10 protein-coding genes are annotated in these 12,951 nt (G+C 64.8%); 4 read left to right on the top strand and 6 right to left on the bottom strand.

Annotated features, from left to right (window positions below; all coding sequences use genetic code 11):
- Positions 1-465: 465 nt before the first annotated feature.
- Both MOD31_RS12335 and MOD31_RS12330 read right to left on the bottom strand, forming a co-directional pair.
- Entirely contained in the window at positions 466-1,665 is a 1,200-nt protein-coding gene (locus MOD31_RS12335) for a thiolase family protein (protein ID WP_250820758.1), read from the bottom strand.
- A 129-nt stretch (positions 1,666-1,794) separates the two neighbouring features.
- Positions 1,795-3,171, bottom strand: coding sequence for an NAD-dependent succinate-semialdehyde dehydrogenase (locus tag MOD31_RS12330; protein WP_250820757.1), 1,377 nt, complete (start codon positions 3,169-3,171; stop codon positions 1,795-1,797).
- 214 nt (positions 3,172-3,385) lie between these two features.
- Between MOD31_RS12330 and MOD31_RS12325 the strand changes: the two genes are divergently transcribed.
- A complete protein-coding gene (locus tag MOD31_RS12325) occupies positions 3,386-4,147 on the top strand; it encodes an enoyl-CoA hydratase/isomerase family protein (protein ID WP_250820756.1) in 762 nt (253 codons plus the stop codon).
- Positions 4,144-5,022: a 3-hydroxyacyl-CoA dehydrogenase family protein gene (locus MOD31_RS12320; RefSeq protein ID WP_250820755.1), complete on the top strand. Its 879-nt coding sequence runs from the start codon at positions 4,144-4,146 to the stop codon at positions 5,020-5,022. The genes MOD31_RS12325 and MOD31_RS12320 overlap by 4 nt, the downstream gene beginning before the upstream one ends.
- 165 nt (positions 5,023-5,187) lie before the next feature.
- Here MOD31_RS12320 and MOD31_RS12315 read toward each other — a convergent pair whose 3' ends face one another.
- From MOD31_RS12315 to MOD31_RS12305, 3 genes are all read right to left on the bottom strand, one after another.
- Positions 5,188-6,840 carry an NAD(P)/FAD-dependent oxidoreductase gene (locus tag MOD31_RS12315; RefSeq protein WP_250820754.1) on the bottom strand — a complete coding sequence of 551 codons (1,653 nt, stop codon included), beginning with the start codon at positions 6,838-6,840 and terminating at the stop codon, positions 5,188-5,190.
- Between the two features lie 50 nt (positions 6,841-6,890).
- Entirely contained in the window at positions 6,891-7,817 is a 927-nt protein-coding gene (locus tag MOD31_RS12310) for an alpha/beta hydrolase (protein ID WP_250820753.1), read from the bottom strand.
- Positions 7,818-7,976: 159 nt separating this feature from the next.
- On the bottom strand, positions 7,977-8,732 hold the full coding sequence (locus MOD31_RS12305) for an SDR family NAD(P)-dependent oxidoreductase (protein ID WP_250820752.1): 756 nt from the start codon (positions 8,730-8,732) through the stop codon (positions 7,977-7,979).
- Positions 8,733-8,991: 259 nt separating this feature from the next.
- Between MOD31_RS12305 and MOD31_RS12300 the strand changes: the two genes are divergently transcribed.
- Positions 8,992-10,068, top strand: coding sequence for an alcohol dehydrogenase (locus MOD31_RS12300; RefSeq protein ID WP_250820751.1), 1,077 nt, complete (start codon positions 8,992-8,994; stop codon positions 10,066-10,068).
- Between the two features lie 6 nt (positions 10,069-10,074).
- The gene (locus tag MOD31_RS12295; protein ID WP_250820750.1) at positions 10,075-11,907 is read left to right on the top strand and encodes a sigma-54-dependent Fis family transcriptional regulator; all 1,833 of its coding nucleotides are present in this window, start codon (positions 10,075-10,077) and stop codon (positions 11,905-11,907) included.
- A 61-nt stretch (positions 11,908-11,968) separates the two neighbouring features.
- Here the strand turns inward: MOD31_RS12295 and MOD31_RS12290 are convergent, their stop codons facing one another.
- Positions 11,969-12,865 (bottom strand): LysR family transcriptional regulator, encoded by an 897-nt coding sequence (locus MOD31_RS12290; protein WP_250820749.1) that lies wholly within the window; start codon positions 12,863-12,865, stop codon positions 11,969-11,971.
- Positions 12,866-12,951: the final 86 nt, after the last annotated feature.

Genomic DNA, 12,951 nt, shown 5'->3' with positions numbered 1-12,951 from the left:
AAGAAGTGGACGACGCTTTCAACGACGCTCAATAACGCAGCCACCGCCGCCACGAGAGCGAGGGCCGCGCACGCCTTCTGCAGCACCTGAAAAGGGACGGGCAAACGGGCCCCAACGGGTAACTCCACAAGACTCAATAAGCCAGATGGTTGGCTGCCCGCATCGACACCGTCCATGATCCGACTGATCCCATGGGCCGACTCCTCTGCAGAGTTTTAGCGTTTCATCGGAACCTGAGAAGAAGTCTTAGCTGCTCGTGAGAGGACCCGGGGTACCCATAGGACCTGGCTCGCCGTGGTCTAGTCTCTTTCGGCCGATTGATGCACTCGCCACGACCGCGCCGATTCCAATAACATCCTGACGGAATTCCGCCCCATAAGCCTTGGGCATGGTCAACATCCTTCCACGAGCACTCGCCCGCTAGGTCAAGGAGTCAAAAAAGCCGGGGGCAGTCCCTAGGAGCGCTCAGCTCTTCGGACCAGCCGTGACGTTTTCGAGGACGACGGCGAGGCCCTGGCCGACGCCGATGCAGATCGCGGCGACGCCCCAGCGTTCGCCGGTGGCCTGCAGGGACCGGGCCAGGGTCCCCAGGATCCGCCCGCCCGAGGCGCCCAGCGGGTGTCCCATGGCGATCGCCCCGCCGTGCCGGTTCACGATTGAGGGGTCGATGCCCCAGGCGGTGATGCAGGCCAGGGACTGCGCGGCGAAGGCCTCGTTGAGTTCGACGGCGCCGACCCGGTCCCAGCCGATCCCGGCCTTCGCGAGGGCCTTGTTGGCCGCCTCCACGGGGGCGTAGCCGAAGAACTGCGGATCGTTCGCGTGCGCGCCGCGGCCCGCGATCCGGGCCAGCGGCTCCAGGCCCAGGATCCCGGCGGCCTTCTCGGATCCCAGCCACGCCGCGGACGCTCCGTCCGAAAGCGGGGAGGCGTTCCCGGCCGTGACGGTGCCGTTTTCGGTGCGGAACACCGTCTTCAGGCCGGCGAGTTTGGCGGCCGTGGACCCGGGACGGATGCCCTCGTCCCGGGTGAGGTCCGTGCCCGGGACCACGGTGACGAGGTTGTCGTAGAAGCCTCCGTCCCAGGCTGCCGCGGCGAGGTTGTGGGAGTTCGCGGAGAACTCGTCCTGCGCCTGGCGGGTGATGCCGTATTTGTCGGCGAGGCGTTCGGTGGCTTCGCCCAGGGACACGGTCCAGTCCGGGCGCATGGCCGGGTTCACCAGGCGCCAGCCCAGGGTGGTGGAGACCAGGGTCATGTCCCCGGCCGGGTAGGGCTTCTCGGTCTTGGGCAGCACCCAGGGGGCCCGGGACATCGATTCGGCCCCGCCGACCAGCATCAGGTCCGCGTCTCCGGTGTTGATCTGCCGGGACGCGATGATCGCCGCGTCCAGCGAGGACCCGCAGAGCCGGTTCACGGTGGTGCCCGGGATCGAGACCGGCAGGCCGGCCAGGAGCGTGCCCATCCGGGCGATGTTCCGGTTTTCCTCGCCCGCGCCGTTGGCGTTGCCGAAGACAACCTCGTCGATCCGCTCAACATCGAGGCCCGGGGCGCGTCTCACGGCCTCGCCGATCACGTGCGCGGCCAGGTCATCCGGGCGGACCCCGGCGAGCCCGCCGCCGAACTTCCCGAACGGGGTCCGGACGGCATCGTAAATAAAAGCGTGATTCATTACTTCCTCTAAAGTCTGTCGGGCACAACCAAGCAGCAGCCGGGGACGTTTGAGAACTCAAAACGGCCCTTGCTGCCAGCTATGCGGGGCCGCTGGCGGCTTCTACCAGCGGCAGCGATCCGGGCGGGTCTAGGCTGACGGGATCCGGATGAGCTTCTTGTTGGCGAATTCGTTGATTCCGTATTGCGCCAGTTCACGTCCAACGCCGGAACGCTTCACCCCGCCGAACGGCAGGTCCGGGGCGCTTCGGCTGATGCTGTTGATCCAGACCGCCCCGGTTTCGAGCTGTTCGGCAAGCTCCTGTGCGACCTTGACGTCGGCGGTGTAGATGGAGCTTGAGAGGCCGAAGGGTGAGTCGTTGGCCAGGTCAATGGCAGCTTGGGCAGAGTCCACCCGGTAAACCACAGCCGCCGGGCCGAAGATCTCTTCCGAGTATGCCCGCATTTCGGGCGTCACACCGGTCAGGACCGTTGCGGGGTAATAGGCGCCTGATTCGTTAGGTGCGCCCCCGCCCGTGACAGCTGTCGCTCCCTTGGAGACGGCGTCCTGGACCAGTTCCGTAATGTCGTCCACGGAGGCCCGGGAAGACAGCGGCCCGAAGGTCGTCTTCTCATCGGTCGGATCGCCCGGCGCGATCTTGGCCATGGCGTCGGCATAGCGGCGAAGGAATTCGTCGTAGATGTCGCCGACGATGATGAAGCGCTTGGAGGCCGTACAGGCCTGGCCGCCGTTGTACATCCGGCCCGCCACGGCGCCGGCAACGGCCTTGTCCAGATCAGCATCCGGCAGCACGATGAACGGGTCGGAGCCGCCCAGCTCCAGCACATACTTCTTCATATGGCGTCCGGCGACCTCCGCTACGGCGGATCCGGCCTTTTCGGAGCCGGTCAGGGAGACGCCCTGTACCCGCGGGTCTGCGATCATGGTTGCGATCTGACCGCTGGTGACGAACGCATTGATGTAGACGTCCGCGGGCAGCCCGGCATCCCGGAATACCGATTCGATGGCCAGCGCCGACTGCGGGCAGTTGCGTGAGTGCTTAAGGATCACGGTGTTGCCCAGCGCGATGTTGGGGGCGGCGAAACGGGCGACCTGGTAGTAGGGGAAGTTCCAGGGCATGATGCCGACAAGTGGCCCGATGGGTTCAGTGCGGACGACGGCTGAACCTGGGCCGCTGATGTCCAGGGGTTCATCCCTGAGGAAGCGCTCGGCGTTATCCGCGTAGTAGGCGTAGATCGAGGCCACGAGGGCAACTTCGCCACGGGCCTCGGCGATGGGCTTGCCCACCTCAAGGGTCAGCAGAGTTGCGAGTTCCTCGGACCGTTCGCGGGTAAGTTCGGCGACGCGGGTCAGGACCGCCGCGCGTTCGGCCAGCGGAGTGGAGCGCCAGGAACGGTATTCCGTGAAGGAGCGCTTGAGCACATCCTGGACTTCCTCGTTCGTGAGGGTCGGGAACTCGGCAACGCGTTCTCCGGTTGCCGGGTTGATGGTTGCGTAGTTGCTCATGGCCGAATCTCTTTCTGGTGGTGCGTCCTTGGTCTTAGCAATCACGATCCCAGCTTCCGCCTATGCAGTCCAATACTTATTCTCAGCTTGATCAATGTTGGTTCTGAATCAATGGCAGATCGCCGGGCCATAGTCCCAGTTATTATGATTCTGCAATAATTCGTCATCCATTAGGTATTGGACGCTGGGTAATTGGCGATGCGAAGGTGGGCTGGTGAAGACCATCAAGATCCACGACGCGGGCGCGACCGTCCATGTCGAGCTCAATAGACCTGAAGTCCGCAACGCCATCGACCAGCAGATGGTCGATGAGTTGCATTCCGTATGCGCCGATTTGGAGCGGAAGCCCAGAATCCTCATCCTCTCCGGGACGCAGCTTCCCTCTGGCGGCATCTTTGCCTCCGGGGCTGACATCGCCCAGCTCCGCGAACGGCGCCGTGACGACGCCCTGGCCGGCATCAATTCCTGCCTCTTCCAGAGAATCTCCAAGTTGCCGATGCCTGTGATCGCCGCGGTTGACGGGTTTGCGCTCGGCGGCGGCGCTGAACTGGCCTACGCAGCGGACTTCCGGATTGCCACGCCACGGGCAAAAATCGGCAATCCCGAAACAGGCCTCGGTATTCTCGCTGCCGCCGGCGCAGGCTGGCGCCTCGTGGAACTCGTGGGCGAGCCCCTGGCGAAGGAAATACTGCTCAGCGGAAAAGTGCTCGACGGCGCAGCGGCGCTGGCTGTTCGGCTCGTCACCGAATTACATGACCCAGACCAACTCATCCCCGCAGCCTTTGCCCTCGCAGCGCGGATCCAAACCCAGGATCCGCTCGCGGTCCGTCTCACCAAGAGTGTCCTGCAGGCACCACGATCCGCACACCCGGCCATCGACGAACTCGCCCAGGGCATCCTCTTTGAATCGGAAGCAAAGTTTGAGCGGATGCAGGCGTTTCTGGACCGGAAAAACCACAAAGGAACCAACAAATGACCATCCCCACCTCCCTGACCGAAGCCCCCGGCATCCCGACGAGGGTAGGTGTTCTCGGCGGCGGCCGGATGGGCGCCGGCATCGCCCACGCCTTCCTTGTTTCCGGAGCGGAGGTGACCGTCGTCGAACGTGACGCGGCAGCTGCCGCCGCCGCCCTCGACCGCGTCACCCGGACGCTGGCCAAGGCCATTGAGAGAGCTTCAGTAACGGAGGATCTGGACTCGCTTCTCGGGCGGTTCGCAGTCTCGACGGACGCCGTCGACTTCGGCAGCGCCGGTCTGGTCGTCGAAGCCGTCCCTGAGGACTTCAATCTGAAGCAGTCCGCATTGCTCAACGTTGAGCGCCACCTTGGCGCGGATGCCTGGATCGCCACCAACACCTCCTCACTGTCGGTCACCAAGCTGGCTGCCACCCTCGGCAGGCCGGAGCGGCTGTGCGGGCTGCACTTCTTCAATCCGGTCCCGGCGTCAACGCTGGTGGAAGTCGTCCTTGGCCCCCAGTCCGCCCCCGAACTTGCCAACGCCGCCACCGGCTGGGTCCGCGGTCTCGGCAAGACCCCCATCGTGGTGAACGACGCTCCTGGCTTCGCGAGTTCGCGGCTGGGCGTTGCACTGGCACTGGAGGCCATGCGGATGCTCGAAGAAGGCGTGGCCAGTGCGCAGGACATCGACGCCGCCATGGAGCTCGGCTACCGGCACGCCTCCGGACCCCTGCGAACCACGGACATAGTCGGACTGGACGTCCGCCTTGGAATCGCCGAATACCTGCACGAAACGCTCGGCGAACGCTTCGCCCCGCCCCAGATCCTCCGCGACATGGTGGCGCGCGGGGAACTGGGACGGAAGTCCGGCAAAGGCTTCTACGACTACTCCTAATTGCGGGGCCCGGGTGTGGGAGGCAAGCGTTCGATGGCTTGCCTCCCTTTCTTGGTGCAACGGGACGCCGCAAGGGCGCCCCAGTACGGATTGCCGCCAACGCGGAACGGGGGGCGCCACATCCCCAGGGTGTGGCAGCCGCCGTCGACAGCGTCTTGGTTCTGGCTACTCCGCCGGAGCGAGTACCTTCAGGTCGAAGCCTTCGTAGCCCGCCTCGCGGACTTCTGCGAGCTTGTTCCGGTAGTTGCCGAGGCCTCCGAGGTAGAACATGACGGTCTTCGTCTTGCCCGGGATGTTGGCGCCGAAGATCCAGGAGTCGGCCTTCGGGAAGAGCGTCATATCGGCGATCTCCTGGCAGGTCCGGGTCCAGGCTTCCTCGGCCTCTGCGGTCGGCTCCACAGAGGCAACCTGTCCGGTCTCGGCGTCGTTGATCAGCTGCGAGATCCACTCGACCTGGGCCTCGATGCTCGGCGGCAGGTTGGTGAAGGGGCCATTGGGGCCGAGGATCATGAACATGTTCGGGAATCCTGCTGTGGTGACTCCGAGGTAGCTGGTGGGTCCGTCCTGCCAGTGCTGCTGGATGGTCTCGCCGCCGCGGCCCCGGATGTCCATCCGGGTGTAGTTTCCGTCCACGGCGTCGAAGCCTGTGGCGAAGATCAGGACGTCGATCTCGTGCTCCACGCCGTCCGAGGTCCTGATGCCCGTGGGCGTCAGTTCGACGATCGGCGTCTCCTTGACCGAGACCAGCTCTACGTTGTCCCGGTTGAATGTGGCGTAGTAGCCGCTGTCGCACAGGGGGCGCTTGGCGTAAAGGTCGGTCGGAGTGAGCTTGCGGGCCGTCTCCGGGTCCTTGACGATCTCGGCGATCTTGCCGCGGACGAATGCTGCGGCGGCCTCGTTGGCGTCAGGGTCCGTGGCGATGTCGCCGAAGGTGTTGAACATGAAGCGGAATCCGCCGCCGGTTTCCCAGGCCTTCTGGAAGACGGCCTGCCGTTCCGTTGCGGAGACGCTCATAGCGGGAACGGTGCTTTCCTCGAACCCGAAGGCGACGCCGGAACCCCGGACCTGCTCCCAGATTTTCGGGTAGTCCTTCTTGACGGACGCCACGTATTCCGGCGTGACAGTGGTGTTGCCGACGGGGACGCTGTACTGCGGTGAGCGCTGGAAGACGGTGAGGTGTCCGACCTTGGGGGCAATGGCGGTGATGATCTGCAGGCCGGTGGAGCCGGTGCCGATCACGCCGACGCGCTTGCCGGTCAGGTCCACGCCCTCAGGCCAGGCGCCGGAGTGGTAGATCTCGCCTTCGAAGGTGTCGATACCCGGAATGTTGGGGATATTGGTGGCCGAGAGCAGGCCGAGGCCGTTGACAATGTACTTCGCCGTGATGGTTTCGCCGGTGTCAGTGCCGATGGTCCAGCGGTTGGCCGACTCGTCGTAGTGCGCGGAGGTGATACCGGTGTTGAGCTGAATATCCTTGCGCAGGTCATAGCGGTCCACAACGTGTTCGAGGTACCGGAGGATTTCCGGCTGGGTCACGTACTTGTGGGTCCAGTCCCACTCATTCAGCAGTTCGTCGTCGAATGAGTAGCGGTAGACATAGCTCTCGGTGTCCGACAGGGCACCCGGGTAGCGGTTCCAGTACCAGGTGCCGCCGACGCCGCCGGCGCGGTCGAAGGCGCGGACGTTGAGTCCGAGTTCGTTGCGCAGCTTGTGCAGCATGTAGATGCCGCCAAAGCCGGCGCCGACGACGACGGCGTCGAGTTCGGCGGGAGAGGTGGGAGAGGTGGCGGGGGCAGTTTGCCCGTGGTCTTCAGCCATGATGGATACTCCTTTGTATTTTAGGTCTTGTGTTGTGGGGTGGCCGGGGCTCAGTACTTGTACCAGCCGGCGATGCGGGCGAGTTCGGCGTCGGCGACCTCGGAGTTGCCGGCGAGGAACGGGAAGACGTGCTGCTGGTCCTCGGCGATGGAGAGGGTCACGTCGACGCCGGCGGCCTCGGCCAGTGCGGCCAGGCGGGTGGCGTTGTCCAGGAGGGATTCGACGGCGCCGGCGGTGATGTATAGGCGCGGGAACCCGGTGAAGTCGGCGTAGAGGGGGTTGGCCAGCGGGTTCTGCGGGCTGACGGAATCGCCCAGCACGCCGGCGATCATGCCCTCGAGCAGCGGGACGGAGATCAGGGCGTCCGTGGCGTCGTTGGTGATGAGGGTTTGGCCCTTGTTCTCCATGTCCAGCCACGGTGAGAAGACGATAACCTGGCCGGGCTGTGGCTCGCCCTGTTCCTTGAGCGCCAGGGCGATGGCGATGGCAAGGTTCCCGCCGGCGGAATCGCCAATGGTGGTGATGTCGTGCGGGTGGATGCCGCTCTCAACGAGAGCCTTGAAGGCGGCGACGCCGTCTTCGACCTGGGCGGGGTGCGGGTGCTCGGGTGCCCGGCGGTAGTCCAGGACAAAGGTAACAACGCCGAGAGCCTTGGCAACGTGGCCGGCAAGCTTCCGGTGGCTTGCTGCTGAGCCGACCGCGAAGCCGCCGCCGTGGGTGTAGAGCAGCACTTTCGTCCGGTCGGCACCTTCCGGGAAGGCCCAGATGCCGGGGACGCCGCCGACGACGTCCTCCTTGTAGGTGACTGCTTCTGGCTCCCGGGTGGGCTGGTGCCACTCGTCGAAGATGCTGCGGAAGAGGCGCATCGTCAGATCCGGAGTGGTGGCGATGATGTTGGACCAGTCCGCGTAAAGGTCGCGGAGGGCATCGGTCGCCTGGGAAGTTTCAGTCGCTGCTGCTTCGGTCGAGATTGTCATCTCATACTCCTTCGTATGGAGGGCCTCCCGAGCCTCGCCCGGGGTGCTGATGGATCGGAATCTTGGTGCGTTTTGCCGCTAGATATAGCGTGGATCACATTTGTGCCGGCCCAGTGTTCCACTTTGAAACACCGGTCCGGCGCCGGACCCGCCCGGGAGCTACTGCGTGGTGTAGCCGCCGTCAACGACGAGTTCCGCACCCGTGACGAAGGACGCTTCGTCCGAGGCGAGGAAGAGGACAGCCTGGGAGACTTCTTCGGGCCGTCCCGGCCGCCCGAGGATGGTTGTTCCCAACAGGGCCTTCGCGCCTTCCGGTGTTGCCATCAGTTCCTTGGTCATCTCGGTGTCAATCACGCCCGGGTGCACGGAGTTGACCCGGATGCCGAACTTGGCAAGATCGACCGCCGCAGCCTTGGAGAGCAGGCGCACTGCGCCCTTGCACGCCTGGTAGGCCGCGGCGCTGGGTGCCCCGATGAGCCCGTAGATCGAGGAAATGTTCACGATGGAGCCCCCGCCGGCTGCCTGAAGCGCAGGTGCCGCCAGCTTGCAGCCCAGGAAGGTTCCCTTGGCGTTGATATCCAGGGTGCGGTCCCATTCCTCCTCGTCCGTCTCGTCGAGGGGTTTGAGGATGAGGATGCCGGCATTGTTGACGAGGACGTCCAGCTTGCCGAATTCATTGACGGCTTCTTCCAGCACACGCTGCCAGTCGTCGGACCGGGTGACATCATGCGTGATGAAGAGTGCGGAACCCCCGGCGTCGTTGATCTCCTCTGCCACGGCCTTTCCGGCGGCTTCCCGGACGTCCGTGATGACGACCTTGGCCCCTTCTGCGGCGAGGAGCAGGGCGTGCGACCTGCCCATGCCCTGGGCGGCTCCGGTGATGAGTGCAACTTTTCCTGACATGCGTCCCGCCATGGTCATTCTCCTTTGAATGCGACAACGTGGGCCCGGTTCCTCCGGGCCGAGGACCCTTCAAGCGGGGTAGTCAATTCTTATGTGACGTGGATCTCACGATGGTGTGCCGATTTGGAACAGCGCATCACCGCCAGCATTCGGCGGAGGCTTCGATTGTTGCCCCCTGCGCATAAACGACGCCTTGATTTGGTATTGGATTCCTATCAGCGCGGGTGCCATCCTTGAATGAATACAGTCAGCGCAACGATGCGAGGTCACCATGCACGCTTTTGCCGTTTTCCAAGACAGCCCCGAGATCCAGGACATCGAACTGCCGGACCCCGTGCCGACAGGAACCGAAGTCCTCTTGAGGGTGATCCGCTCGGGCGTGTGCCACACGGACACCCACCTTCGTGAGGGTTCGTACGACCTGGGCAGCCGGGGAGCGTTGAAGCTCGTGGACCGGGGCGTCACTTACCCGCTGGTCATGGGGCACGAAGTCGTCGGTGTCGTCGAGAAAGTCGGGGACCTTGTGCACGGGACCAAACCCGGGGACATCAGGCTGGTCTATCCCTGGATTGGCTGCGGCACGTGCCGGGATTGCCTGGCCGGCCGCGACAACGTCTGCGCCAACGGACGCAACCTTGGAGTCACGGAGCACGGCGGCTACGCCGAGCAGATCCTGGTCCGCGCCGAAAAGTACCTCGTGGACATCGAGGGCCTGGACCTCAGCTGGGCGGCGACGCTGGCGTGCTCGGGCCTGACGGCCTTCAGCGCAGTGAACAAAGTCCTCCCGCTGGGGCCGGACGAACCTGTTGTGGTGATTGGCGCCGGCGGAGTCGGGCTCACCGCCATCGCTACCCTCAGCGCGCTGGGGCACCAGGCCATCTGCGCCGTCGACATTTCGGAGCGGAATCTCCAGCTGGCCCGTGAGGTCGGCGCCAGCACAACTGTCCAATCCACCGATCAAGGTCTCAGCGCCAAGATCATCGGCGCAAACGGAGGCCCGGTAGCAGCCGTCATCGACTTCGTGAACAACAGCCAAACGGCGCCCGTAGCCTTCGACTCCCTGCGCAAGGGTGGCCAACTGGTTCAGGTAGGGCTCTTCGGCGGCGAACTGACGGTCCCGACCGCACTCATGGCCCTTAAGATGCTCACGATCCGAGGCAGCTTTGTGGGCAACCCCGAGGAGCTGAACCAGCTCGTCGCCTTGGCCAAGCAGGATGCGATTCCCCACATTCCGATCATCGACGCCGAGCTCTCCGCCGGATCTGTGGGCGAGAACCTGGACAAGCTCACGCAGGGCGGCGTCCCCGGACGCGTGGTGCTGCGCGCGGCAGACGGTGCCCAGGGCTGACCAGCCATGCAAAACCCGCGCAACGTTCCCGACGATGCCCTTCGCGCTGCCCGGGAACACCTCATCCGCCGGGGCCTCCGGGATGGGACACAGCTGGCGGAAATCGTCTCCCCGGACATCGAACACAGCTGGCGCCGCTCGATCGGCGTGGAGGCTTCGGCGCGGCCCGAGGCGTTTCTGTTCGTCAATGATTTCGATCCGGACGGGATCCTGATCCGTGCGGCCAAGAGTGTGATGGACCACTGGCTGCAAAGCCTCAGCGGTATGGGCATCTCTTTGTTCCTCAGTGACCAGTCCGGCCAGATTATTGCCCGCAGGCTCGGCGACAAGGCACACGGCAACCGTTTCGACGAGGCCTATGCCGCGGAAGGGTTCAATTTTTCGGAGCGCTCGGTCGGGACCAACGGGCTCGGCACGCCCATCGAAGGACGCCAGGCCGTGTTTGTCCGGGGAGCGGAGCATTTCAACGAGGCACTGTCCCCGCTGGCCTGTGCGGGGGCGCCGATCATGCACCCCGTTACGCGCCGCGTGATAGGTTCCATTTCCTTCGCCTGCGACACCGGTTTGGACAACCCGCTCATGCTGGCCATGTCCCGGGAAGCGAGCAGCCAGATCGAACGGCGTTTGCTCGACCTCGGCAGCGCAACGGGACTCGCCTTGGGGATGTCGCAGCTGCGGTTGAGCTCCTCCAGAGCCCCGGTCATCATGCTCGATGCCCAGGCTGTGATGACCAACATTTCCGGTCTGGCGGTCATGAGCAGTGAACTGCACACCACACTGTGGGAGCAGCTGCGCGGTCTCGAATGGACCGGCGCCAAACAAACCATCGAGATACCGTCCCTGAATGTGGACGCCACCGTCCAGCGGATCGACGATTCCGGCGGGAGTTCTGCCTTCGCGTTGGAGCTCTCACGCATACCTGATGCCGCGAGCATTCCACGGAAGGTCGATGCCGATTTGCCCGGCACCGACTCTTCGGGTGTAGGGGCTGCGTTTCCGCACGTCATACGCACTGCCTTTGACCGGGCGGGCCAGGGACCCGGGGCGATCGCCGTGTGCGGGCAGGGCGGCTCCGGCAAGCTTCATCACACGCTCGCCTGGCTCAACGGACAGGACTCCGGTCCGGGTCCGTTGATCCTCGATGCCTGCCTCCTTCCGGAAGAAAAGGATGCCAGCTGGTTCCAGGCCGCCCGCGAAGCCATCGCAGACGGTCGAAGCGTGATCCTGCGGCATCTTGAGGATCTGCCCCGGAGCGAGTTGAACAGGCTCAAGGCCCTGGACGCGGCGGTGCGCCAGCAGCCGGAGCACCCTCCGGCAGGCCAAGACCGGGCAGCTCCTTCTCCGGCCCGGCTGGTTCTGACCATGAATCCCGAGGCGTGCCCGGACTTCGTCTCGGACGTCGTCTCACAAATCGCTGCGCGTGTGACTGTGCCGACTCTGTCCGAAACCAAGGAACGTATCCCCGTGCTGGCTGCGCATTTCCTGGATGCGGCCGCGCCTGCCGACAGATCCACGCTCTCTGCGGTCGCGCTGCAGGGGCTCATGCGCTGGCGGTGGCCGGGCAACGTCGCAGAACTGCGCGCCACCCTCGAGTCGCTGGGGCGCGCCCATCCCGGTCGCGTGCTGCAGGCCAATGACCTCCCGGAACATTTCAGGAACACAGGCAGGCGCACCCTGTCCAAACTCGAATCCCTGGAGCGCGACGCGATCGTCGCCGCCCTGGAACAAAGCGGGGGGAACCGCTCTGTCGCTGCGGAAGCCCTGGGGATGGGCCGAACCACCCTTTACCGGAGACTCCGTGCCCTGGGCATCGAGACGCCGGAGTTCATGGCCCCCTGACCGGGTCAAAGACAACCGTCATGACGCCGCCTTAGTCTGGCGCCCGTCATCCGGGTTCGTGTCAGCCGGCGCCGGGCAGGATCCGCTCGGCCAGCTCCAGTACTGCCCGCAGGGCAGGGCTGGAATGGTCCCGGCGCCAGGCCATCCGCAGCTCCACCGGAATCGTTTTGTCCATAACCTTCACGAAACGCACGTGGGGGTCCGTGACCGCGTCGGCCACCGAGGACAGCGTGAGCGTGCAGCCTACCTCCGCCCCGACCAGTGAGAGAGCAGTCCAGGAATCCGGGACGACCTGAACGATGTCCAGCTCGAACCCGGCGGCGTGCGTTAGTCGCCGGAGCCTGTCGTTCAGCACCGCCCCGGCATGAGGCGGCAGTGAAACGAAGGTGTCGCCGCGGAAGTCAGCCATCCGGGCTTCACCGGCGCCGGCCAGGCGGTGGCTCGCGGGGACGGCGACCACGAGGTCCTCCGCTGCAAGCAGGCGCGTTTCAATCCCGGCAGCAATGTAGTCCCAACGACCGAGGGCGATGTCCACGTCGCCACTGACCACACGGTCCATGGCAGGTTGGGCAAAGTTCTGGCTGAAGAGCTCGATCTGGATGCCCGGGTGGTCGCGCCGGACCTCTCTGGCGAGCCGGCCCACCAGGGTATGGGTGGAGGCGCCGGCATAGGCGACCCGGACGCGCCCGACTTCTCCTTTGTCTGCTGCGTGGACCGCGATGCTCGCCCGGCGGGTGGCATCAATGATGTCCGTTGCCGGCCCGATGAACGCCTCTCCGGCGCCGGTCAGCTTGACGCTGCGGGTACTCCGGTCGAACAGACGGGTTCCCAGCTCCCGTTCCAGCTGCTGGATGCTGCGGCTGACCGGAGGCTGGGCCATGTGCAGCTTCTCCGCCGCGCGGCCAAAGTGCAGCTCTTCTGCCACCGCCAGGAAGGCGCGGATCTGTTGGATCTCCATGCAAGTGATTATTGCACCTGGTGCAACAAAAAGGCCATCAATAAGTATTGGACGGATAGCAATGCGGTCGGTCATGGTTGAGGGAG

Source organism: Paenarthrobacter sp. TYUT067 (genome assembly GCF_023656375.1).
GTDB lineage: Bacteria > Actinomycetota > Actinomycetes > Actinomycetales > Micrococcaceae > Arthrobacter.
The sequence above is the reverse complement of the archived record's forward strand: the minus strand, read 5'-3'. Positions and strand labels throughout refer to the sequence as shown.